This window comes from Metabacillus rhizolycopersici (assembly GCF_020075705.1).
Genome location: NZ_JAIQUM010000015.1, coordinates 49,320 through 73,874, shown reverse-complemented (window position 1 = coordinate 73,874; position 24,555 = coordinate 49,320). Strand labels below are relative to the sequence as shown.

22 protein-coding genes and 1 pseudogene are annotated in these 24,555 nt (G+C 38.3%); 21 read left to right on the top strand and 2 right to left on the bottom strand.

Going from position 1 to position 24,555, the window contains the following annotated elements; all coding sequences use genetic code 11:
- Positions 1-36 precede the first annotated feature (36 nt).
- The 9 genes from K9V48_RS09490 to K9V48_RS09450 all read left to right on the top strand — a co-directional run bounded on the left by K9V48_RS09490 (position 37) and on the right by K9V48_RS09450 (position 10,845).
- On the top strand, positions 37-1,317 hold the full coding sequence (locus tag K9V48_RS09490; protein ID WP_224138645.1) for a dihydrolipoamide acetyltransferase family protein: 1,281 nt from the start codon (positions 37-39) through the stop codon (positions 1,315-1,317).
- A 265-nt stretch (positions 1,318-1,582) separates the two neighbouring features.
- A complete protein-coding gene (locus K9V48_RS09485; protein ID WP_224138643.1) occupies positions 1,583-3,487 on the top strand; it encodes a methylmalonyl-CoA mutase family protein in 1,905 nt (634 codons plus the stop codon).
- Entirely contained in the window at positions 3,487-5,634 is a 2,148-nt protein-coding gene (scpA, locus tag K9V48_RS09480; protein WP_224138670.1) for a methylmalonyl-CoA mutase, read from the top strand. The genes K9V48_RS09485 and scpA overlap by 1 nt, the downstream gene beginning before the upstream one ends.
- Positions 5,631-6,641: a methylmalonyl Co-A mutase-associated GTPase MeaB gene (gene meaB / locus K9V48_RS09475; protein ID WP_224138641.1), complete on the top strand. Its 1,011-nt coding sequence runs from the start codon at positions 5,631-5,633 to the stop codon at positions 6,639-6,641. The genes scpA and meaB overlap by 4 nt, the downstream gene beginning before the upstream one ends.
- Positions 6,642-6,712: 71 nt before the next feature.
- The gene (locus K9V48_RS09470; protein WP_224138640.1) at positions 6,713-7,150 is read left to right on the top strand and encodes a BrxA/BrxB family bacilliredoxin; all 438 of its coding nucleotides are present in this window, start codon (positions 6,713-6,715) and stop codon (positions 7,148-7,150) included.
- 348 nt (positions 7,151-7,498) lie between these two features.
- A complete protein-coding gene (locus K9V48_RS09465) occupies positions 7,499-8,290 on the top strand; it encodes a transporter substrate-binding domain-containing protein (RefSeq protein WP_224138639.1) in 792 nt (263 codons plus the stop codon).
- 101 nt (positions 8,291-8,391) lie between these two features.
- Positions 8,392-9,051: an amino acid ABC transporter permease gene (locus tag K9V48_RS09460; RefSeq protein WP_224138668.1), complete on the top strand. Its 660-nt coding sequence runs from the start codon at positions 8,392-8,394 to the stop codon at positions 9,049-9,051.
- Positions 9,044-9,766, top strand: a complete 723-nt coding sequence (locus K9V48_RS09455; protein ID WP_224138638.1) for an amino acid ABC transporter ATP-binding protein — start codon at positions 9,044-9,046, stop codon at positions 9,764-9,766. Before K9V48_RS09460 ends, K9V48_RS09455 begins: the two co-directional genes overlap by 8 nt.
- A gap of 125 nt (positions 9,767-9,891) precedes the next feature.
- Entirely contained in the window at positions 9,892-10,845 is a 954-nt protein-coding gene (locus K9V48_RS09450; RefSeq protein ID WP_224138637.1) for an aromatic acid exporter family protein, read from the top strand.
- Between the two features lie 216 nt (positions 10,846-11,061).
- On the opposite strand, the gene prli42 is transcribed toward K9V48_RS09450, so the two are convergent.
- On the bottom strand, positions 11,062-11,154 hold the full coding sequence (gene prli42, locus K9V48_RS09445) for a stressosome-associated protein Prli42 (RefSeq protein WP_224138635.1): 93 nt from the start codon (positions 11,152-11,154) through the stop codon (positions 11,062-11,064).
- 451 nt (positions 11,155-11,605) lie between these two features.
- On the opposite strand from prli42, the gene mce reads away from it, so the two are divergent.
- The 4 genes from mce (at position 11,606) to K9V48_RS09425 (ending at position 16,119) form a co-directional block, all read left to right on the top strand.
- Positions 11,606-12,019: a methylmalonyl-CoA epimerase gene (gene mce / locus K9V48_RS09440; protein ID WP_224138633.1), complete on the top strand. Its 414-nt coding sequence runs from the start codon at positions 11,606-11,608 to the stop codon at positions 12,017-12,019.
- Complete coding sequence (locus tag K9V48_RS09435; RefSeq protein WP_224138631.1) at positions 12,019-13,572, top strand: acyl-CoA carboxylase subunit beta; 1,554 nt, start codon at positions 12,019-12,021, stop codon at positions 13,570-13,572. Before mce ends, K9V48_RS09435 begins: the two co-directional genes overlap by 1 nt.
- Before the next feature lie 21 nt (positions 13,573-13,593).
- The gene (locus K9V48_RS09430; RefSeq protein WP_224138629.1) at positions 13,594-14,712 is read left to right on the top strand and encodes a tripeptidase T; all 1,119 of its coding nucleotides are present in this window, start codon (positions 13,594-13,596) and stop codon (positions 14,710-14,712) included.
- A 567-nt stretch (positions 14,713-15,279) separates the two neighbouring features.
- On the top strand, positions 15,280-16,119 hold the full coding sequence (locus tag K9V48_RS09425; RefSeq protein WP_438803879.1) for a CAP domain-containing protein: 840 nt from the start codon (positions 15,280-15,282) through the stop codon (positions 16,117-16,119).
- Positions 16,120-16,470: 351 nt separating this feature from the next.
- On the opposite strand, the pseudogene K9V48_RS09420 reads toward K9V48_RS09425, so the two are convergent.
- Positions 16,471-17,036, bottom strand: a pseudogene (locus tag K9V48_RS09420) (hypothetical protein); the annotation flags it as partial.
- A 290-nt stretch (positions 17,037-17,326) separates the two neighbouring features.
- On the opposite strand from K9V48_RS09420, the gene urtA reads away from it, so the two are divergent.
- The 8 genes from urtA (at position 17,327) to ureC (ending at position 24,550) form a co-directional block, all read left to right on the top strand.
- Positions 17,327-18,571 (top strand): urea ABC transporter substrate-binding protein, encoded by a 1,245-nt coding sequence (gene urtA / locus K9V48_RS09415; protein WP_224138625.1) that lies wholly within the window; start codon positions 17,327-17,329, stop codon positions 18,569-18,571.
- Positions 18,572-18,765: 194 nt separating this feature from the next.
- Positions 18,766-19,668: an urea ABC transporter permease subunit UrtB gene (urtB, locus tag K9V48_RS09410; RefSeq protein WP_224138624.1), complete on the top strand. Its 903-nt coding sequence runs from the start codon at positions 18,766-18,768 to the stop codon at positions 19,666-19,668.
- Positions 19,669-19,685: 17 nt separating this feature from the next.
- Positions 19,686-20,756, top strand: coding sequence for an urea ABC transporter permease subunit UrtC (gene urtC / locus K9V48_RS09405; protein WP_224138665.1), 1,071 nt, complete (start codon positions 19,686-19,688; stop codon positions 20,754-20,756).
- The gene (gene urtD / locus K9V48_RS09400) at positions 20,731-21,474 is read left to right on the top strand and encodes an urea ABC transporter ATP-binding protein UrtD (RefSeq protein WP_224138622.1); all 744 of its coding nucleotides are present in this window, start codon (positions 20,731-20,733) and stop codon (positions 21,472-21,474) included. Before urtC ends, urtD begins: the two co-directional genes overlap by 26 nt.
- A gap of 1 nt (position 21,475) precedes the next feature.
- The gene (gene urtE / locus K9V48_RS09395; RefSeq protein ID WP_224138620.1) at positions 21,476-22,177 is read left to right on the top strand and encodes an urea ABC transporter ATP-binding subunit UrtE; all 702 of its coding nucleotides are present in this window, start codon (positions 21,476-21,478) and stop codon (positions 22,175-22,177) included.
- Positions 22,178-22,188: 11 nt separating this feature from the next.
- Positions 22,189-22,491 carry an urease subunit gamma gene (locus K9V48_RS09390; RefSeq protein ID WP_224138618.1) on the top strand — a complete coding sequence of 101 codons (303 nt, stop codon included), beginning with the start codon at positions 22,189-22,191 and terminating at the stop codon, positions 22,489-22,491.
- Between the two features lie 32 nt (positions 22,492-22,523).
- A complete protein-coding gene (locus tag K9V48_RS09385; RefSeq protein ID WP_224138616.1) occupies positions 22,524-22,841 on the top strand; it encodes an urease subunit beta in 318 nt (105 codons plus the stop codon).
- A 2-nt stretch (positions 22,842-22,843) separates the two neighbouring features.
- Positions 22,844-24,550 carry an urease subunit alpha gene (ureC, locus tag K9V48_RS09380; protein ID WP_224138614.1) on the top strand — a complete coding sequence of 569 codons (1,707 nt, stop codon included), beginning with the start codon at positions 22,844-22,846 and terminating at the stop codon, positions 24,548-24,550.
- Positions 24,551-24,555: the final 5 nt, after the last annotated feature.

Sequence of the window (24,555 nt, the reverse complement as noted above, 5' to 3'; positions counted from 1 at the left end):
CATTTCATTTTAGCCTTTAACCAAGGAGGTTTCACAGTGGCAATCGAAAAAATTATCATGCCCCAGTTAGGTGAGAGTGTAACAGAAGGTACGATTAGTAAGTGGCTCGTTTCTATAGGTGACAAAGTGAATAAATATGATCCACTTGCAGAAGTCACAACAGATAAGGTAAACGCAGAGGTTCCATCCTCGTTTAGTGGCGTAATTAAAGAAATTCTTGCAGAAGAAGGAACAACTTTAGCTGTTGGAGAGGCCATTTGTACAATTGAAGTAGCAGGTGTATCAGGTGTAGAAGCAGTAGTAGAAACAAATAATCGTCCTGCAAAGCAAGAGTTAGAGAAAATTAACAAAGAAGAACAACCAAATAAAAAACGTTATTCTCCTGCAGTACTCAGAATTTCACAAGAAAATGATATTGATCTAGAGCAAGTGAACGGCACTGGTGCTGGAGGACGTATTACAAGAAAAGACCTTCTACAGCTTATTGAAAGTGGATCTATTCCAAAGGTAGGAGCTATCAAACAAGATGTTACCGAAGAAATCGTGTCAACGATTACTCGAGCAGAAATAGAAAAGGTAAAACAATTACAACCGCTAGCTCCGCCGTCGACAGTACCGGGTGACATCGAAATACCTGTTACTGGCGTTCGCAAAGCAATCGCAGCAAATATGGTTCGAAGCAGGACTGAAATTCCCCACGCTTGGATGATGATGGAAGTGGATGTAACAAATCTTGTAGAATACCGAAATTCAGTGAAAGAAGGATTTAAGAAAAAAGAAGGCTTCAATTTAACCTTTTTTGCCTTCTTTGTAAAAGCTGTTGCGCAAGTGTTAAAGGAATTCCCACAAATTAATTCCATGTGGGCTGAAGATAAGATTATCCAAAAGAAAGACATTAATATTTCCATAGCGGTTGCTGCTGATGATTCATTATTTGTCCCAGTTATTAAGGCGGCAGATGAAAAAACAGTCAAAGGTATTGCTAGGGAAATTACTGAGCTAGCGAAAAAAGCTCGCAGTGGAAAGCTAGTATCAGCCGATATGCAAGGTGGTACTTTTACATTAAATAACACAGGCGCATTCGGGTCCGTACAATCGATGGGAATCATTAATCACCCACAAGCTGCTATTTTACAAGTCGAATCTATTGTGAAACGACCTGTTATCATTAACAATGCGATTGCAGTTCGTGATATGGTGAACCTCTGTTTATCTATTGATCATAGAGTGTTAGATGGATTTATTAGCGGTCTTTTCTTAGCACGTGTGAAGGAAATTTTAGAAAATACATCAAAGGAAACGACCTCGATTTATTGAACGTATAGTACAGGAAAATAACGTTAGTCTTAACGGATTTTTACAGGCAGTTATCTCCCAGCTTCACTCTTTTTAAGTTATTAAAAAGTGGCAGGGGGATGACTGCCTGTTATATGGGATAAAATATGATCCGTTGAACAATTACGTATTTTTAGATTGGTAGCGCATTCATTGGTTGTTTAATCCATACTCTCGCATAATATGAAGTAAGATGATCATGAATTTTTTAGGTCAAGGGGGTGGGCTTCCGAATAGGAAGCACTTCATGGGAGAGGAACAGGACATGATCCGTGCGAAGGGTCAATGGAACGATTGGAAAGCGGAGGCTGAGAAAGCTTTAAAGGGGAAGTCGGTTGAGTTTCTCAATTCAGCTACATACGAAGGAATTACGCTTAAGCCTTTATATACGGAAGTAGATTCTGATTTGAGGCAGCATTTTAGTGGAAATGATCATCGAGCTACAAATGATTGGATAATTAGTCAAGCTCTATTCGCTGAAGATAGCAAGAGGTTAAGTGAGAAGATTGTCGCTGCGAAAAAGAGAGGGCAGCATTCCTTCTATCTTAAAAATTTTAGCTTTTTAAAAAGTAAGCAGGATGCTAAACTTGCCTTTCAGCAAATTGACTGGGAACAGGATTCAATTTTTTTTGATATTGGAGAAGAACTTGGCATCATTTCGTTATTTTTACATGAGCGCCTCGAGAAAAATGAGCTGCAAACTTTAAAAGGAACGTTAGGTTTTGATCCTTATGAAAGTTTATTACGGAATGGAAAAAGCACAATATCTCTTCAAACACAATTGGATTATCTTGCTGACACGATTAAATGGTGTCAAGTGAATAAGTGTCATGTGCGTTGCTTACTAATTCAGGGCAGCCTTTACCATGAAGCTGGTGCCCATTCACTTCAAGAGTTAATCTACACCTTCTCACATGCATTAGATATCGTAAATGAGCTTCTTAATCGTGGTATTTCAATTGATGTCATTGCGAAAAATATAAGCTTTTCTTTTGCGGTTGGGTCCGTTTATTTTATGGAAATTGCAAAGCTTCGAGCTGCAAAGCAAATATGGGCTTCCCTAATACACGCATTAGGAGGAAGCGAACCCTCGCAGAAAATCTATCTTCATACAATGAATTCAACATTTAATAAAACAAGAAACGATGTGCATGTCAATCTTCTTCGCACAACAACGGAAGGTTTTTCAGCTGCCGTTGCTGGTGCTGATGAATTAACGATTCTACCTTTTGATTCCGTTCTGTCAGATTCGGGGGAAATCGGTGAAAGAATTGCTCGAAACTCTCAATTTATTTTAAAGGAAGAAAGCCTACTTTCTAAAGTTGTGGATCCTGCTGGTGGCTCTTTCTATGTTGAAGCATTAACAACTGAACTAGCTGAACGGGCATGGAAGGAAATACAAGAAATTGATGAAAAGGGTGGCTTCCTTAACGAATTGATTGCGGGAATACCACAAAAAAAGCTAGGAATTATACTAGAGAAAAGACGTGCTGATCTTAATCATAGAAACAAGATTATCATCGGAACAACCGCTTTTGCGAACCTTTCTGAGCAGGTGACTGAAATAAAAGAAGTAAAAATGAAGGAGAAAAATCGTCAACAAGTGAAACCTGTTGATTCTTTTCAAGATGCACTGTTAGCTGTTCGTGAAAAGGCAGATCTACCAATGATTAAATCGATGGGGGAAGAAAAAGAGCTGCAAATTCAGCCGTTGAAACAATCACGTCTGGTTGAGCATTTTGAGCAGCTTAGAACGGATGCTCAAAATTATTTTCAAAAAAAAGGACATCATCCAAAAGCTATTGTCATCAGTTTTGGGTGTTTAAAAGACTATAAACCAAGCCTTGATTTTGTCACAGGCATCCTCGCGACAGGTGGAGTAACAGTTGAAGCTATTCCTTATGATCAATTTCAATCAATATCTAACGAAGAGGTCATTATTTTTTGTGGAAAAGACGAGGATTACAAATCGATTCATTCATCGCTAATAACGAAATTAAAAACCGCAAATAAAAAAGTGCATCTTTATATCTATAGGAATGGTCATGAAGAAAAAATAAAAGAGTTCGGATTTGAAGGTTTTCTTTCACCGAACATGAATGCGTATACGTTTTTAGTGACTCTGCATCACAAATTGGGGGTTAGAAATTGATGAGGCGTCGAACGATTTCTAAATCACAACTTTTAAAAACAAATGCTACTCCCGACACTTCTCCGACATTTTTCCGTACAAACGAGCAAATTCAAGTCAAAACGAAGTACACAGCAAAGGATCTTGAAAAACGAATTCATTTAGATACTTACCCTGGAATTCAACCATATTTACGTGGACCGTACGCCACAATGTATGTGAATAGACCTTGGACAATCAGACAATACGCAGGATTTTCAACAGCAGAAGAGAGCAATGCATTTTATCGTCGAAATTTAGAAATGGGACAAAAAGGGTTGTCCGTTGCTTTTGATTTACCGACACATCGTGGCTATGATTCTGATCATCCACGTGCCACGGGTGATGTCGGGAAAGCGGGTGTTGCAATCGACTCAGTTCTAGATATGAAGTTATTATTCGATGGAATTCCGTTAGACGAAATGTCGGTTTCGATGACAATGAACGGTGCCGTTTTGCCTATTATGGCGTTTTATATCGTTACTGCTGAGGAGCAAGGCGTTGCGAAAGGACAGTTATCAGGAACAATTCAAAATGATATTTTAAAAGAATATATGGTGCGCAATACGTATATTTATCCTCCCGAAACATCAATGAAAATCATTGCTGATATCTTTCAATATACAGCAAAATATATGCCGAAGTTTAATAGTATTAGTATTTCCGGCTATCACATGCAGGAAGCTGGAGCACCCGCGGATCTTGAGCTCGCTTATACATTGGCTGATGGACTTGAGTATTTGCGAACAGGTTTGACGGCAGGACTTGATATCGATCAATTTGCACCAAGATTATCGTTCTTTTGGGCAATTGGGATGAATTATTTTATGGAGGTTGCAAAAATGCGGGCGGCGCGTTATATGTGGACAGCAATTGTTAAGAAATTCAACCCGAAAAATCCCAAATCGCTTGCCTTACGAACGCATTCGCAAACATCTGGCTGGAGCTTAACAGAACAAGACCCATACAATAACGTGGTTCGTACATGCATTGAGGCGCATGCTGCTGCGATGGGGCATACACAATCGCTGCACACGAATGCATTGGATGAAGCAATCGCATTACCTACAGATTTCTCGGCGAGAATTGCGCGTAATACACAGCTTTATTTGCAACATGAAACGGAAATTTGTAACGTCATTGATCCGTGGGGGGGATCATACTATGTGGAATCCTTAACGAGCTCGCTCATTGAACGGGCTACACAACATATTGATGAAATTGAAAGCCTTGGTGGCATGACAAAAGCAATTGAAACAGGACTTCCAAAAATGAAAATCGAAGAAGCTGCTGCGAGAAGGCAAGCTAAAATTGATTCTGGAAAAGAAACAATCGTGGGTGTGAATAAATTTAAGCTCGAAAAAGAGGATACGCTTGATATATTGACGATTGATAATACGGAAGTAAGAAAAAAGCAAATCGAAAGAATTCAAGAATTAAAAGCAAATCGAAAGGAAGAGCTAGTGAATCAAGCCTTGCAAGCAATCACAAAAGCAACAGCAGAAGGAGAAGGGAATTTACTGGAGTTAGCTGTTGAAGCGGCTCGCCAGCGTGCCACACTAGGAGAAATTTCATTTGCCATTGAAAAGGTTAGTAAACGTCACCAAGCGATGATTCGCTCGATTAGTGGTGTATACAGCTCTGAATTTTCAAATCAAGAAGAAATAAACGCCGTGAGAGCGAGAACTGGAAAATTTTATGAGCTTGAAGGTAGACGTCCAAGAATATTAATTGCAAAAATGGGTCAAGACGGACATGACCGTGGTGCGAAAGTCGTCGCCACCGCATTTGCAGATTTAGGCTTTGATGTTGATATCGGTCCACTTTTCCAAACGCCGGCTGAAACAGCTGCACAAGCGATCGAAAACGATGTGCATATTGTCGGAATGAGTTCATTAGCTGCAGGACATAAAACACTTCTCCCGCTCCTTATCAATGAATTGAAGAAATTGGGAAGAGAAGATATCGTTGTCATTATTGGCGGTGTCATCCCATTCCAGGATTATGCTGAACTAAAAGAAATGGGCGCTGTTGAAATTTTTGGACCAGGTACTGTTATCCCAATTGCTGCAATGAAGGTGTTAGCAAAGATATTTGAACGATTAGGCTATGAGGAAATCGAAGAATGATGGATCATATTCGGAAGAAAGATGACATTTCAGTAAATGAGTTTATTGAAGGGATTGTCAAAGGTAATCGCGTCATCCTAGCCCAAGCGATTACTTTAGTCGAGAGTAATGCGAAAAGACATTTTGAAAAGGCTCAACAAATGATTGAGGCACTATTACAAAAACAAGGTTCCGCTATCAGAATTGGCATTACAGGTGTTCCTGGTGCTGGGAAAAGTACGTTCATCGACTCATTTGGTACGTATTTATGCAATAGCGGATACCGTGTCGCTGTGCTGGCAGTGGATCCGAGTAGCAAGATTTCCAAAGGTAGTATTATGGGAGATAAAACAAGAATGGAGAGATTATCTAAAAATCCCCATGCTTTTATTAGACCGTCACCATCTGGAGGTAATTTGGGTGGGGTTAGTCGAAAAACAAGGGAAACAATTGTATTATGTGAAGCAGCTGGTTATGATGTCATTCTTGTAGAGACGATGGGGGTAGGACAAGGGGAATTTGTCGTAAGGGATATGGTAGATTTTTTCTTGTTGCTTGTTTTAACGGGTGCCGGGGACGAACTACAAACAATGAAAAAAGGAATTATGGAATTACCAGATTTAGTTGTTGTCAATAAGGCAGATGGTGACAACGTTGTAAATGCAAATAAAGCAATGCGTGAGTATAACACCATTCTCCATTTTTTAAAACCATATACAGAAGGCTGGACAACAAGAGCTGTTACAGCTTCTGCTTTAAAGGAAACAGGGATTAAGAATATTTGGCAGCTCATCCAACAATTTGATTGCGATACGAAAAAAAGCAATATCTTTTTCGAGAGACGGAGTGAGCAACAACGAAACTGGTTTCATGAGCTAGTAAAGCAAGAGCTGTATCGACAGTTTTATGATCACCCAAAGATAAATCAGCATGTTTCTTATTTTGAAAATGCGGTCATGAAGGGCGAAAAAAGTGTTGCGGCGAGTGCATTTGATCTGTTGGACCTTTTTGTAAATAATAATTCCTAAGCTATCTGTTTGCTCATTTTATAAAAAGCTTGGTAAAATACAATTATTGTTTAGAAAAGGAGAGGTTTTCATTGAGTATGGATTTTAACTTATTTATGAATGATGTTGTGAAACAGGCTCGTAAAGAAATTGTGGCAGCTGGGTATACAGAGCTTAAGACGGCTGAAGAAGTAAATGAAACATTAAACAGCAAAGGAACAACTTTAGTTATGGTTAACAGTGTTTGTGGATGTGCAGGTGGTATTGCAAGACCGGCTGCAGCTCATGCCATCCATTATGACAAGCGCCCAGACAATCTCGTTACTGTTTTTGCAGGACAAGATAAGGAAGCAACAGCACGTGCTCGTGAACTGTTTACTGGTTACCCACCATCATCACCATCTTTTGCTCTACTAAAAGATGGAAAGATAATAACAATGGTAGAACGTCATGAGATTGAAGGACATGATCCAATGTCTGTTGTTGCAAAGCTTCAATCTGCGTTTGATGAGCATTGTAAAGAAATATAAACTTACATGATCTAGATGCATGCACAAGATAAAGAGGTAATTTCAAAAATATCGGATCCAATTAGGGCCTTGATATCTTTGAGATTATCTCTTTTTTTGTGGATAGGTATAGTGTAAGGTCTGAAAGGAAAACTAAAGTTAAATCATTTACTAATTAGGAGAGCATATCATTTAGAAAAAATATATTTAAATAATATAATACTCGAAATATTTCAATAATAGGTTTTTTATGAATAAATATTGCATAATTATTAACCTGTGTTAAAATACAACATATCGAATAATTATTAACTGGATACTATTAAAAAATAACATATGAATCATTATATATTAAAGGAGGAAACTATTATGAAAAAATTATCATTGTTAATTATTAGTCTTTTTGTAGTTGGTATATTAGCTGCATGTGGGACAAGTACAAAAGAAAGCAATGACGCATCATCTGGATCTGGAGAAGAAAAGAAAGTATTGAAAATGGGAACGTCAGCTGATTATCCACCATTTGAATATATTGATACGGCAAAGGGCAGCGACATTATAGGATTTGATATCGATCTAGCGAATGCATTAGCAGAAAAAACAGGCTATGAGATTGAAGTACAAGATATGGATTTTAATAGTTTAATTCCTGCACTACAAGCAAAACAAATTGATATCGTGTTAGCAGGGATGACACCAACACCAGAACGTCAAGAGAATGTAGATTTTTCAGACATTTATTACTCAAAAGATCAAACGGTTATTACATTGAAAGATAATGATCTAAAAAGCGTTGAAGAACTTAAAGATAAAACAATCGGGGTTCAATTAGGATCTATTCAAGAAGAAGCAGCAGTAGAGCTTTCAAAACAAGTTACGATTAAAATTGAGAATCGAAACAAAATTTCGGACATCATTCAGGAATTGAAAACGGGTCGATTTGATGCGGCGATTATTGAAACTGCAGTAGCAGATGGCTATTTTGAAACAGACAAAAATTTAACAGGTTTCAAACTTGAAGCAGCAGGAGATGCTGGATCAGCTGTAGCCTTCCAAAAGGATAGTCCAGTTACAAAGAAATTTAACGATGCATTAATTGAAATGAAAGAAAATGGTGAACTTGATGAATTAATCGCAAAATGGTTTGGTGGCGAAAAATAAGATTACCAACTTATTTGCATAAATTCTATGGGACTGACAACTATTACTAGTGTCAGCCCTTTTTTATGAACGATTCATGAATGAAAGGAATTAGAAATGATATGGATATAAACTTTTCCGCAATCGTCCCATCTTTGCCTTATATATTGCAAGGGATATGGGTTACTTTACAAATCGTCGCACTCTCATTATTAATTGGTTTTGCATGGGGAATAGTATTAGCCCTTTTCAAAATTAGTCGTATAAAACCTTTAATGTGGCTTGCAGATGCATATACATCAATTTTTAGAGGCACACCTTTAGTACTACAATTACTTATAATTTATTTTGGGCTTCCGCAAATTCTTGGATTTCCAATCGACCCATATCCCGCAGCTGTTGCAGCATTTTCGTTAAATTCAGCTGCTTATATTTCAGAAATCATTCGTGCCGGTATTGCGGCAATTGATAAGGGACAGCAAGAAGCGGCAATGGCTTTAGGTGTTCCGTATTCAAAAATGATGAAGGATATTATATTACCTCAAGCATTTAAAAATATTTTGCCTGCGTTAATGAATGAATTTATCACGTTAACAAAAGAATCGGCAATTGTTACAACGATTGGTGTACAGGATGTTATGAGACGTGCTTATCAGGTAGGAGCAGATTCGTATAACTACTTTGCTCCATTATTATTTGCAGGAGCTATTTACTATGTATTGGTTATGATTTTGACACTTCTTGGTAAGTTGGTAGAAGGGAGAATGAAGCGTAGTGATTAAAGTAGAGAATTTGCATAAATCATATGGAAAGTTAGAAGTGTTAAAAGGAATATCAACAACGATTGCGGCTGGGGAGGTTATCGCAATTATTGGACCATCAGGATCAGGAAAGTCTACGTTCTTACGTTGCATGAACCTTCTTGAAACTCCAACGCAGGGGAAAATATGGATAAACGATCAAGAAGTCACAAATCCGAAAACTGATATTTCGAAGATCCGTCAAAATGTAGGAATGGTGTTCCAACATTTTCATTTATTCCCACATAAAACGGTTCTAGATAATTTGACATATGCGCCAATAACTGTAAAAGGTGTATCAAAACAAGAAGCACAGGAACAAGCGAAGACGTTGTTGAGAAAAGTAGGGTTGCTTGAAAAGGCAACAGAATTTCCCAACCGTCTATCAGGTGGACAAAAACAGAGGGTTGCAATTGCTAGAGCACTTGCAATGAACCCAGATGCGATCCTGTTTGATGAGCCTACATCTGCTCTTGATCCAGAAATGGTTAAGGAAGTACTTGCAGTAATGAAGGATTTAGCAGAATCCGGAATGACAATGGCGATTGTAACACATGAGATGGGGTTTGCAAAAGAAGTAGCTGATCGTGTACTCTTCCTTGATGGAGGGAAGCTTGTTGAGGATGCTCCCCCAAGTGAATTCTTTACTGCACCGAAATCAAAGCGAGCACAAGATTTCTTAGAAAAAATGTTATAATAAATACAAAAAGGTGATCAATTGATCATCTTTTTTTGCGTTTAGTACCTTTTAGTGAATTTGCTACATAGACAATTGTCATATTATAATCAAGAATTAAGACTATTAAATCAAGGAGAAAATATATGTTTAAAATTGGTTATCGAACAGTTAAAACAGCACTTGGTACAACCATTGCCGTTATGCTTGCCCAATTCCTTCAGTTAGATAATTATGTATCTGCAGGAATTATTACAGTACTCTGTATAAAAGTTACGAAGAAGAAATCGCTAAAAAGCTCGTGGGAGCGATTACTTGCATGTACATTAGCTATTGTTTTTTCATTCGTTTTTTTCGAGGGTCTTACATACCATCCCATTATTATCGGACTGATGTTAATCGTTTTTATACCGACAACGGTTTTAGTTAAAGCAACAGAAGGAATTGTTACAAGCGTAGTCATTATCTTTCATTTGTATACTGCAGATAAGATTACCCTTCAACTAATCGGTAACGAGTTTTTGTTAATCTTTATTGGAATTGGTGTGGCGCTTATCATGAACCTCTATATGCCTAGTGTTGACGGGAAACTGAAGCACTTTCAACAGCAAATTGAAGAAAACTTCGCTGCGATATTTCGTGAAATTGAATTGTATCTGATTGTAGAGGATCGACTATGGGATGGGAGTGAATTCATCAAAACAGCTGAGCTAATAAATGATGCCAAAACAACAGCTTTCCGTGATGTTGAAAATCATTTTTTACGACTTGAAAATACCTACTACCATTATTTTGAAATGAGAGAACAGCAATTTGAAATTATTGAACGTGTGGTTCCATTGATTACGTCTATTCATATTTCGGTTGAACAAAGCAAAATAATTGCTGATTTTGTTCAAGATCTCCGTGTTCATATTAATCCTGGAAATACGGCACATAAATTCCTTGCTCAATTAGCTGAAATGAAGCAGACATTTGAAAATATGGAATTACCCCAAACGAGAGAAGAATTTGAAGTAAGGGCAGCACTCTACCAATTTGTTAGAGAAATGGAACGGTATTTAATCATAAAAAGTCAATTTAAAGGCATGAGTGTCTAGTAATGGTTAGATAAACCTTGGATATAGCAAGAGTAAAAGGGACATCTGGGCAATGAAATAAAATTACTTTAAAAACTCTTTAGCAAACATTTATAGAGCTTGCGATTGAACGTGGCGCCATGAAAAAATGAGTCTGATAAACTGAGGGGATACCCTTTGTAATCAGACTCATTTTTTAGCGTTTTTAGTAATGTATTTACGATTAATGTTTTGGAATTAAAACCAAATTGACACACCAGCTAACAATGTAGTAATGAGCATAACGCCAATCATTAAATAAACAACGACTTTTTGTGTTTTACGTGACATAATTCCTCACTCCTTAACTTATATTTTATCGTAAAAGGTTTATTTGGACAACCAAGCTATAATACTTATTCGATATTTTATTCCACTCTTAACGGCAGTAAAATCCCTACCTTAAGCTGGAAAAGAAACAAAGAAGATAGGTGGAGATTGCTATCCGTAAAGTTCTGAGAAGTTTCGTTTTTTGTTCTTGCTTAGGAATTTATAAAATTCTTGTACTGTGGATAAGCGCACGACATCCAGCTCCAGCGCCTAACCTCTCTTGGGTCTACAGACGCTTTTGAATAGAAGGCAAAGTACGCCTTACGCCTTCTATTCAAAAGCGTCTTATTCGCCCGAGGCTGATTAAGGCGCTTGCGCTTTTGTTTATTAAAATGAAAACGTTTTTATGTAATGGGAGAGAAACTAGCTTCGGGTTAACAATGTTTACATCATTCATGGGGAGAGATGGCAGATGGTAAAAAAGGTTGATCATATTGGTATAGCTGTTCATTCTATTGAGACTGTTATCCCATTTTATACGGATGTCTTACACCTATCATTCATTGGATTTGAAGAAGTACCAACTCAACAAGTTAAGGTCGCATTCTTGTCTGCAGGCGATACAAAGATCGAATTGCTTGAACCAATGTCAGATGAAAGTGCAATAGCGAAATTCCTTAAAAAAAAGGGGGAAGGGATTCATCATATTGGCTTTGAAGTTGATCATTTAGCAGCGAAATTAAGTGAACTAAAGGAACAAGGAGTGCCACTTATCGATGAAATTCCGCGAATCGGGGCCGCAAATGCAAAAATAGCTTTTTTACATCCAATTGCAGCAAATCATGTACTGATTGAGCTCTGTGAGAAACAGCGAGGTGATTTGTGATGGGCGATGATATTTATGAAAAAATAAATGAATTATATGAGAAAAGACGTGAAGTCGAACTTGGTGGCGGCGATGAAAAAATTGCAAAACAACATGATAAAGGGAAGCTAACTGCTAGAGAACGAATTGATTTTCTTGTAGATGATGGTTCATTTGTTGAATTATTTCCATTTATCGAGCATCGTTGCAATGATTTTGGTTTGAATAATAAAAAGGGACCTGGCGATGGTGTTGTCACAGGGTTTGGTAAAGTAAATGGGAAACCTATTTATTTATTTTCGCAGGATTTTACTGTGTTTGGTGGAGCGGTTGGTGAAATGCATGCAAAGAAGATTGCAGCTGTGATGGATTTAGCAGCTAAAAATGGTACTCCATTTATCGGTCTTAACGATTCAGGCGGTGCGAGGATTCAAGAAGGTGTGGTATCATTAGATGGTTACGGACTTATTTTTCACCGTAATTCCATCTATTCAGGTGTGATCCCGCAACTATCTGTTATTCTGGGTCCGTGTGCTGGAGGAGCAGTTTACTCACCTGCGATAACAGACTTTGTCTTCATGGTTGAAAAAACGAGCCAAATGTTTATCACAGGCCCTAAGGTCATTGAAACCGTAACAGGTGAAAAGATAAGCGCAGAGGATTTAGGTGGAGCGTCTGTACATAATACTACTAGTGGTAATGCTCATTTTTCTGCTACATCGGAAGAAGAGGTCTTCCTTCAAGTTCGTAGGTTGCTTAGCTATTTGCCGCAAAATAATGAGGAAATGCCACCAATAGCCCAATATGAAGAGAGTAATGAATATCGAGCAGATTTAACCGAATTAATTCCGTTTAACTCAATTCGACCTTATGATGTACGCGTAGTGATTGAACAAGTCGTAGATGAAGATTCATTTTTAGAGGTGCATAAAGATTTTGCTAAAAATATCGTCGTTGGGTTGGCAAGAATAAAGGGTGAGGTTGTTGGCCTCGTTTGTAATCAACCAAAATATTTGGCAGGTGGGCTTGATATCGATTCATCAGATAAGGCGGCTAGGTTTATTCGTTTTTGTGATTCGTTTCGAATTCCACTGATCACATTTGAGGATGTTACTGGATTTTTCCCTGGAGTAAAGCAAGAGCACGGCGGGATTATTCGACATGGGGCAAAGATTTTATATGCGTATTCAGAAGCGACAGTCCCTAAGCTGACCGTCATTTTGAGAAAGGCATATGGTGGGGCTTACGTTGCGTTAAATAGTAAGTCAATTGGTGCGGATCTTGTTTATGCTTGGCCAAATGCAGAAATTGCAGTCATGGGTCCACAAGGTGCGGCGAATATCATTTTTTCGAGGGAAATCGAAAATAGTGATCATCCTGAACAGACGAGAGCGGCTAAAATCAGTGAGTATCGAGAGAAATTTGCGAATCCTTATATTGCAGCAAGTCAAGGGATGGTGGACGATGTCATTGATCCAAGGGAAACAAGGATTAAGCTAATCCAAGCACTTGACATGCTTAGAACGAAGAAAGAAGTAAGACCTGTGAAAAAGCATGGGAATATTCCCTTATAAAAAGAGGAGGCTAGTTGAAAAATGATTAACAAACAACGATTACTTGACGAGTTTTTAGAGCTTGTCCAAGTAGATTCAGAAACAAAGCATGAAGCTGAGATTGCAAAGGTATTAAAAAGTAAATTTTCACAGCTTGGATTACATGTTGTAGAAGATGACACTACAGGTGTGACGGGTCATGGTGCTGGAAATTTAGTTTGTACACTTGAAGCGACAAAAGAAGACGTTGATACAATTTATTTCACGTCCCATATGGACACCGTAGTACCTGGCAAAGGAATTAAACCAAGCATTAAGGATGGGTATGTTGTAACAGATGGAACAACGATTCTTGGTGCTGATGATAAAGCTGGATTAGCTGCTATGTTGGAAGCAATTAAAACAGTAAAGGAGCAAAATATTCAACATGGTAAAATTGAATTTGTTATTACAGCTGGAGAAGAATCAGGCCTAGTAGGTGCCAAAGCATTAGATCCAGCATTAATGACAGCCAAATTTGGGTATGCCTTGGATAGTGATGGCAAAGTTGGGACAATAATCGTCGCTGCTCCGACACAAGCTAAAGTAAAAGCGACGATTTATGGCAAAACAGCTCATGCTGGAGTTGCACCAGAAAAAGGAGTTTCAGCGATTACAATTGCATCGAAGGCGATTTCAAAAATGCCATTAGGAAGAATTGATTTCGAAACAACTGCAAATATTGGCCGATTTGAAGGTGGCACGCAAACAAATATTGTTTGTGACTTAGTACATATTTTAGCAGAAGCACGTTCTTTAGTTCCTGAAAAAATGGATGCACAAGTAAGAAAAATGAAGAATGCTTTTGAAAGTACAGCAGAAGAAATGGGTGGCCGTGCAGAGGTTGAAATAGAAGTAATGTATCCTGGTTTTAAATTTGCCGATGGTGATCATGTTGTTGAAGTAGCAAAACGTGCAGCAGCTACTATCGGACGTGAAAGTGAGCTGCAAACAAGTGGTGGCGGAAGTGATGCTAATGTGATTGCAGGAAATGGTATTCCAACAGTCAACCTTGCAGTTGGCTATGAAGATATTCATACAACAAATGAAAAAATGCCAATTGAGGAGCTAGAAAAGACGGCTGAATTAGTTGTAGCGGTTATTCAAGAAGTCGCAAAATAAATAGATGATGAAAAGAGCGCAAGGATGTTTCCTAAGCGTTCTTTTTGTTTGGCTGTTTTCTAAATAATTGTTGTTTTTTGATGGGGGAGAAGCGCGAATCAAGGAAAGAAGCCAAAGCGGTCACTGTTGATGGCACTCTATATGACAATCGCAACAAAGTTTGCGAAAATAGCCTTTTGTTTATATCTTACGTAGGAAGCGATTCAAAATAAAATGAGTGACTCTAAATTAAAGCTAAGTTAGCAAGAATAACCATTTGTGAGTTTTTCCTCCTTTTTACATTAATATTACCACCTATACTTTGTTCAAAAACAAAGAAAATAAGAAGGTACGTAATGAATGTCAAAGGAGGCGTTGTAGTTGATAAAGAACAAATTCGGTATGGTTGTGACGAGTGCACTGGTCTTCGGACTTGTAGCATGTAACAATAACGGTGCCTTAGAAAATACACCTAATGATAATGGACCTGTAGACGTTGCAGAGAATGTTAATTATAACGGTAATCGTAGCTATGGGCCTATGGCGCGTGATATTTCGACAAGATACCGTGATGCAAATGAATTAAGAATTACACATCGTGACGATTACGATGAAAATAAATTTGTACGTGATCGCGATGTAAATACTGATCATTTAGATCGAACGGACATTTCAAATTTAACAACAGATATCTCGAGTAAAAATTATCCACATACAAAAGCAATTTTAGTCCAAGATGCAAAATATAATTTTGTTCAAGCAGGCTCACCGGAAGAAGCTAAGCAACAAGCGCAAGGGTATATTCAACAAGCTGAGCAACAAGCTAGAGAACTAGCACAACAAGCACAGCAAAGAGCGCAACAGCAACAACAGCAACAACAGCAACAACAACAACAGCAACAGCAACAACAGCAACAGCAACAACAACAACAACAACAACAACAACAACAACAACAACAACAGGCACCAACGAAACAACAAGCACCTGCTCAGCAGCAAGCAAAAGCTCCAGCTGAGAAAAAGCCAGAAACACAACAACCAGCCCAAGGTTTAAGTCAAGTAGTTCAACAAGCGATTGAGTTGACAAACGCGGAAAGACGTAAAAACGGTTTACCTGACTTAAAGAGCGATACGCAATTAAGTGGAGTTGCTCAAAAGAAATCTGAGGATATGAGACAAAACAATTATTTCTCTCATACAAGCCCAACCTATGGTTCACCTTTCGATATGATGCGTGACTTTGGTGTAACATATAAAACAGCAGGTGAAAATATTGCTCAAGGACAGCAAACCCCACAGCAAGTTGTCCAAGCGTGGATGAATAGTGAGGGGCATCGTAAAAATATTTTAAGCAAGGATTTTACTCATATTGGAATAGGCTATGATAAAAATGGGCATCATTGGACACAAATGTTTATAGGAAAATAAATCAATTGGAAAAAGCAGATCAGAATTACGATCTGCTTTTCTTACGTAAACTTTAATGTTCTTTTTGATTAATAATTTTTTATCTGTAAATCATTCAAGTCCCTCAATGATCATTTCTTTTACCGGCAAGAAATTTTCATCAGTTTCCAGATAGTGTATATTAACCTTGTCACCCTCTTGTAAATAAATGGACAATGGGTTGTTTTCAGATGATATGACATAGCTTTGTTGGTTATCTAACAGGAATGAGATAATTGTATAGCCCCCAGACTTTTCTTTATAGACCCTTACAACTGTTCCAGAATGTTGCTTTTCTTCTGCATTGGAACTACCATCTACCGTACCTACACAAAAAATATGTTTTGGATAGTGTATACGAATATGACGTTCAATGTTTTTATGAAAATAGGAGGATGGAGTGTAAAGCATCTCTGCCTTCATAAATTTAGGGTTGGAAGAAGAGTCAGTTGCACTTAGCGTAAAATAGCTAGGTGTTTGATTTCCATTCCACCATTTGAAAAACCCGGAGAATTCAACTGGAGCAATGTATACATACTCTCCATTTACCTTTTGGATCTGCAAATGATGAAGATCATAATAACTTGTATTCGGGACTTGACCGAATGCTTTTTTCATTTCGTTGCGCACAAACTGTGGGGGAACACTTGCTGGTGTTTCCTTTTCATCAAAAGCTTCGATTTCAATCTTCTCTGCCATTTTTGCTTGTTTAAATTTTTCATCCGCATTAAAAATAGGCGCTGTTAGAAAAAAACTCCGATAATAAGGCTTCCAGCAAAAAAAAGGATTCCTTTGATTGACCCTTCTTTACCAGTAGAAAATAAAGATCCTGCGGCAGTAATGATGATAACAAAGAGCCATAAAGAAGAAAGATTTCTGTCAAAATTACTAGGGAAATGAACTGTAGAACGAGTGTGAGATTTTGTTACGAAGTTAAGTAAGTTCAATAATTCCCATTTTTCCGAAAAAAGTTTTACTTCCGAATAAAAAACGCGAAAAATTAACTTTGATAACGTTTACGATTATAAATATTTAAAATATTCAAAAAAATACATTGTTTTACAAGGAAGATTATGTATAATGTGAATATAGATTAATGTTATATATTCTTACATAAGTTGTTATTAAAAATAACATTAATAGTTGGTAATATCCATTTTAATCCAAATTAATAAAGGGGTGTTGATGAATGAAAGTGAAAATGGGGTTTTTAGTTTTAATTATGTCGGTTTTCATGCTTGGTGCATGTGCCGCACAGACAAGTGAGCCATCATCAGAGACTGGATCAGAGTCAAATACGACTAGTAGCTCAAAAGGAGATACTGTTCAAGTTGGGATACTACATTCTCTAAGTGGAACGATGGCGATAAGTGAGGTTTCCTTACGTGATGCCGAACTGATGGCGATCGAAGAAATAAATGCTGCTGGTGGTGTTCTTGGCAAACAAATCGAACCGATCGTTGAGGATGGTGCATCTGATTGGCCTACATTTGCAGAGAAGGCACGTAAGTTACTTCAACAGGATGAGGTTGCAACGATTTTTGGAGGATGGACATCAGCAAGTCGTAAAGCAATGCTTCCAGTAGTAGAGCAAAACAATGGATTGTTATGGTATCCCGTTCAATATGAAGGGATGGAACAGTCACCTAACATCTTTTACACAGGAGCAACAACAAATCAACAAATTGTACCAGCAGTTGATTGGATGTTAGAAAACCAAGGTGAAAATATATTCTTGTTAGGTTCTGATTATGTTTTCCCTCGTACAGCAAACAAGATTGTCAATGCTCAAGCAGAAGCGAAGGGCGGAACAGTGGTAGCAGAGGAATACACACCTATGGGACACACAGACTACAACACAATTATCAACAAAATCAAATCCACTAAACCAGATGTCATTTTTAATACATTAAATGGTGATAGTAATGTCGCGTTTTTCAAGCAACTTAAAGATGCAGGTATTACTGCAGAAGATATTCCAGTCATGTCAGTAAGTGTTGCTGAAGAAGAAATTCGTGGAATTGGAGCTGATGTATTAGAAGGTCACTATGCAGCGTGGAACTATTTTCAAACTACAGATACTCCAGAAAACACGACATTTGTAGAAAACTATAAAGCTAAATATGGTGAGGACCGTGTAACTGGAGATCCAATTGAAGCAGCGTATAATGCCGTTTATTTATGGGCGGAAGCAGTTGAAAAAGCAGAATCATTTGAAGTGGAAAAAGTAAAAGCAGTATCTGATGGAATTGAGTTTAATGCTCCGGGTGGTGTCGTGAAAATCGATGGTGAAACTCAGCATATTTATAAAACTGTCCGCATTGGTGAAGTTCAAGCAGATGGACAGTTTAAGGAAGTGTGGAACTCTGGTGAACAAGTGAAACCAGATCCATATTTGAAATCCTATGATTGGGCGGCTGGTTTAAGTCAATAAATCGCAAAGGGCTATTTGTCGATACATTTCTAGTTTAAAAGATTACTTGAATAAAGATTATACGAACTTTTAAGGAAGGTGGCACTAAGTACGGCCAATTATCATGCTGAAACATTCCCTCTAGAATAATTTAGCTTATAAAGATTGGCTTTATTTAGGGCCCCTTTACCTTCATTTAAAAGGAGGGGTAGTCCTTGTCAATATTTATCGCGCAATTATTTAATGGGTTAAGCCTTGGATCAATTCTTTTGTTAATCGCACTAGGGCTAGCAATTACATTTGGACTTATGAATATTATCAATATGGCTCATGGTGAGTTTATTATGATTGGTGCCTATACTACATATGTTCTTCAACAAGTATTCGTTCAATATCTTCCGCAATCGGCCTTTGGTTATTATTTTATCCTAGCCATTCCACTTTCCTTTATCGTAGCAGCTCTTATTGGATTATTAATGGAGAAAACGGTTGTGAGATTTTTATACGAACGTCCACTTGATAGTTTACTAGCAACTTGGGGAGTTAGCTTAATTTTACAACAGGCTGCAAGGTCAATCTTTGGGGCGCCAAATGTTGCGGTGATATCACCTGAGTGGTTAAACGGAGGTCTTGTCATCGCGGGGCTTACATTCCCATATAAACGCCTGTTTATTTTAGCTCTAGTTCTGATAAGTATTTTCTTGTTATTTCTATATCTTTATAAGACTCCTTCAGGAAGAAGAATGAAAGCTGTTACCTTAAATCGTGATATGGCCTCATGTCTTGGTGTTTCGACTAGAAAGGTTGATAGCGCAGCATTTGCACTTGGTAGTGGGTTTGCTGGTATTGCCGGGTGTTCGTTAACATTGCTTGGTTCAATTGGTCCTAGCTTAGGAACAGCATATATTGTTGACGCATTTATGATCGTTGTTTTAGGTGGTGTAGGTAAGCTGAAAGGAACAATGGTAGCAGCGTTAATGTTAGGTATTTTAAGTACATTTGTTGAATTATCAACAAGCGCAACAATTGCGAAGGTGATCGTATTTGCATTTGTTATTATTTTCTTACAATGGAAGCCAACTGGACTCGTCAATACAAGGGTGCGAGCTTTAGATTAATGGAGGTGCTTGAATTGATAAAAAGATACAGTCAAGGGGCTTATTATGGAGTGTTTTTCCTCTTGTTATTGGTTGCTCCATTGCTTCTTTCGGAGTTTCGAATTGGATTACTTGCTAAATTTTTATGCTTTGCCATTATTGCTGTTGGAATTAGTTTGATTTGGGGTTATACAGGTATTTTGAGCCTTGGTCACGGAGTGTTTTTTGGATTAGGTGCCTATTGTATGGCGATGTATTTAAAGCTTGAAGCATCCACAAGCGGAATACCTGATTTTATGGAATGGAACGGAATTACCGAACTTCCTTTTATATGGACGTTATTTGAAAATCCTATTTTTGCGATAGGTGCGGCAGTCCTTTTTCCGTTTATGGTTGCCGCGATCATTGGTTATTTTACCTTCAAAAACCGTATTAGAGGGGTATTTTTCTCTATTATCTCTCAAGCGGTTGTTGTTGTGACAGTCACTTTATTTATTGGAGGTCAACATATTACAGGAGGAACAAGTGGATTAACAAATTTTTTCACGGTTTTCCATGTGCCGCTAGCTGATCCTAGTACAAAAACAATGCTTTACTTTATAACGGTGACGTTATTGGCTGTAGTGATGGGGATCTCCCTTTTGTTAACAAAAACGCGCTTTGGTCGATTGCTTATTTCAATTAGAGATGGAGAAAATCGTCTCCGCTTTTTAGGCTATAATCCAGCCGTTTTTAAGGTATTTATTTATGCTTTATCTGCAGCGTTTGCAGGAATAGCTGGAGCATTGTTCGTCCTACAGGTGGGAATTATTTCACCGGAAATGATGGGAATCATTCCTTCTGTTGAAATGGTGTTATGGGTAGCAATTGGTGGGCGTCATTCGATATTAGGTGCTGCAATTGGTGCAATCTTAACGAATAGTGCTAAAAGTTTCTTAAGTGAATCTTACCCTGATATTTGGACGTTCTTCCTAGGTGGATTATTCTTATTGGTCGTATTATATCTACCAAATGGATTAGCTGGATTGGTTGAGAATCTGAAGGGTCGCTTCTTGAAAAAAGTGAAAAAGGAGGCGAAGAATCATGAAGCCGATTCTCTCGTGTCGTAATGTTATCGTTGATTTTTCGGGCTTTAAGGCATTACAAGGTGTTGATCTAGACGTTCAGAATGGAGAAGTTTTATTTTTAATTGGGCCAAATGGTGCGGGGAAAACAACATTGCTTGACGTTATATGTGGGAAAACAAAATCTACAGCTGGAGAAATCATATTTGATGATAAAATTTCCCTTACGAAGCTTCCAGAGCAAAAAATTGTACATGAAGGCATTGCTCGCAAATTCCAAGCTCCAAGTATTTTTATTCACTTAACATCTTTTGAAAACTTAGAAATTGCTATGAAACAACAAAAGAATTTAGTTTCCATTTTATTTGCAAAAATGACGAATAGACAGCGAGATAAGATAGAGGCAGTGTTGAAAAAAATTGGTCTTTATGATGTTCGTGATGAAAAAGCAGGGTCTCTTTCACATGGGCAAAAGCAATGGCTTGAGATTGGTATGCAGCTTATCCAAGAACCGAAGCTCTTGCTGTTAGATGAACCTATTGCAGGAATGTCTGGAGAAGAACGAACAAAGACAGGAGAATTGATCCAAGAAATATCTAGAGATTGTTCGGTATTGGTTGTCGAACATGATATGGATTTTGTTCGAACCTTTTCAACACTGGTAATTGTTATGCATGAAGGTAAGGTGCTTTGTGAAGGTACAATGGCGGAGATCCAAGAAAACGAAGAAGTGAAAAACGTTTATTTAGGAAGGAGTGGATAATATGTTGCATGTTTCGCAGCTTCAAGCTGGATATGATGAAACGATGATTTTACGAAACGTTCACTTAGATATTTCAAAAGGGAAAATCGTAGGCCTACTTGGACGAAATGGTGTTGGAAAAACAACTTTAGTTAAGGTGTTGATGGGGCTTTTGCCAGTTAATGGGGGAAATGTTCAATTCCAAGGGAAAGATTTGAAGAAAGAACGTCCAGAGCATCGAGCGCGAGCGGGAATTTCCTATGTACCACAAGGGAGAGAAATTTTTTCAGACCTGTCAATTAGAGAAAATCTTCTCTTAGGGATGGAAGCTGTCCGTAAATCCGAACGATCAAATACGATCCCTGAAGAAATTTTTCGTTGGTTTCCAGTGTTAGCAGAAATGATTAATCGTAAGGGTGGCGATTTAAGTGGTGGTCAACAGCAACAACTTGCGATCGCGAGGGCGTTGATATCTAACCCAAAGCTCCTTTTACTTGATGAACCTATGGAGGGAATTCAACCATCAATTGTTCAACTGATTCAAGATGTGCTCGTTCAAATCGCGAACGAAAAGGAAATAGCGATTTTATTAGTTGAGCATAACTTAGATGTTGTTCTCTCATGTGCTGAATCCTTTTATATACTTGATAAAGGCCAGATAGTAATGAGTGGACGATGTGATGAAATAAATGAAGATGATCTACAAAAGCACTTATCGGTATAGGAGGAATTTAGATGAAGCTTACAGCGCGTGAGCAAGAAAAGCTCATGATTGTCATAGCGTCTGATTTAGCAAGAAGAAGACAAAATCGCGGATTAAAATTAAATTATCCTGAAGCGATTGCGATTCTGACGTATGAAGTAATGGAGGGAGCGAGGGATGGAAAAACTGTATCAGAATTGATGCAATTTGGCCGTCATATTTTATCGCGGGAGGATGTTATGGATGGAATACCAGAAATGATCCACGACATTCAAGTTGAGGCAACCTTCCCAGATGGCACGAAACTCGTAACCGTTCACGAACCAATTCAATAGATACCACATTTAGTAGGGGAGGGTGAAGAAGAATGATTCCAGGAGAATACAAGCTAAAGCAGGATCCTATTCCATGTAATGTAGGAAAACAACCGATAAAACTTGAGGTAGTTAATCATGGCGATCGTCCAGTTCAAATTGGCTCTCATTTTCATTTTTATGAAATTAATAGCTTACTTTCATTCGATCGTACGAAAGCATTTGGGCATAGATTGAATATTCCGGCTGGTACAGCCGTCCGTTTTGAGCCAGGAGATAAAAAGGAAATTGAACTCGTTCCGTTTTCAGGTGAACGAAAGGTGTATGGACTAAACAATTTAACAAATGATGTACTAGATAAAGGAGTGTAAGCATGAGCTTTCAAATGTCAAGACATCAATATGCAGATATGTTCGGTCCAACAGTTGGAGATCAAGTGAGACTGGGGGACACCGAGATTTTTATCGAAGTGGAAAAGGATTTTACAACATATGGTGATGAAGTGAAATTCGGTGGAGGAAAAGTGATTCGTGATGGGATGGGCCAGCATCCGTTAGCTACGAGAGATGAGTCAGTTGATCTTGTTGTAACAAACGCTTTAATTCTTGATTATACAGGAATTTATAAAGCAGATATCGGAATTAAGGATGGTTTGATTACAGCGATGGGCAAGGCAGGTAATCCGTTAGTAATGGATGATGTTAATATCATCATCGGAGCATCAACTGAGGTGCTTGCTGCAGAAGGAATGATTGTGACAGCTGGAGGGATTGATGCTCACATTCATTTTATTTCTCCCCAGCAAATCCAAACGGCCATTGAATCTGGTGTCACCACAATGCTTGGTGGTGGAACTGGACCGGCAACAGGAACAAATGCAACAACGTGTACGCCTGGAGAATGGAATATTCATAGAATGCTAGAAGCTGCCGAGGAATTTCCGATGAATCTAGGTTTTTTAGGGAAAGGAAACGCTTCAAGTGAAGAAGCAATTATTGAACAAATCGAAGCTGGGGCAATCGGGTTAAAGCTACATGAAGATTGGGGAACAACTGCTTCAAATATTGACAAAGCTTTAACAGTTGCTGACAAATACGATGTTCAAGTCGCAATCCACACCGATACATTAAATGAAGGAGGCTTCGTGGAAGATACACTACGGGCAATAGATGGTCGTGTCATCCATACGTATCATACAGAAGGTGCCGGTGGTGGTCATGCACCAGACATTATTAAAGCGGCATCGTATCCAAATATTCTTCCATCCTCTACAAATCCGACAAGACCATATACGGTCAATACGATTGCAGAGCATTTAGATATGCTGATGGTTTGTCATCATTTAGATCCATCTGTTCCAGAGGATTTAGCATTTGCAGATTCACGTATCCGGAAAGAAACGATTGCAGCTGAGGATATTCTTCATGATCTTGGAGTGTTTAGTATGATTAGCTCAGATTCACAAGCGATGGGAAGGGTTGGAGAAGTAATCATTCGAACGTGGCAAACAGCTGACAAAATGAAACGCCAGCGGGGTGCTCTGATTGCAGGTGAAGTGAACGATAATGCGCGCGCGAAGAGATATATTGCAAAATATACAATTAATCCTGCGATTACTCATGGAATATCAGATTATGTTGGTTCAATTGAGGTTGGCAAATTAGCAGACTTTGTTCTATGGAACCCTGCCTTTTTCGGTGCAAAACCAGAATTAGTCGTAAAGGGTGGGATGATCGCTTGGAGTGTGATGGGGGACCCGAATGCATCAATCCCTACTCCGCAACCCGCATTATATCGGCCGATGTTTGCGAGCTATGGTAAAGCAAAGTACTCAACGTCGATGACATTTTTGTCTAAGGTGGCTTTCGAGCAAAAGGTTCACGAAAAGCTCGGACTTCAGAAGAAAATTGGGGTTGTTCAAAATACTCGTCAACTGAAAAAGAAAGATATGATCTTAAATGGAGAAACGCCAGAAATTGAAGTGGATCCACAAACATATGAAGTAAAGGTGAATGGTGAATTAATCACCTGTGAACCAGATGAAAAGGTTTCTTTAGCGCAACGATACTTTTTATTTTGAGGTGA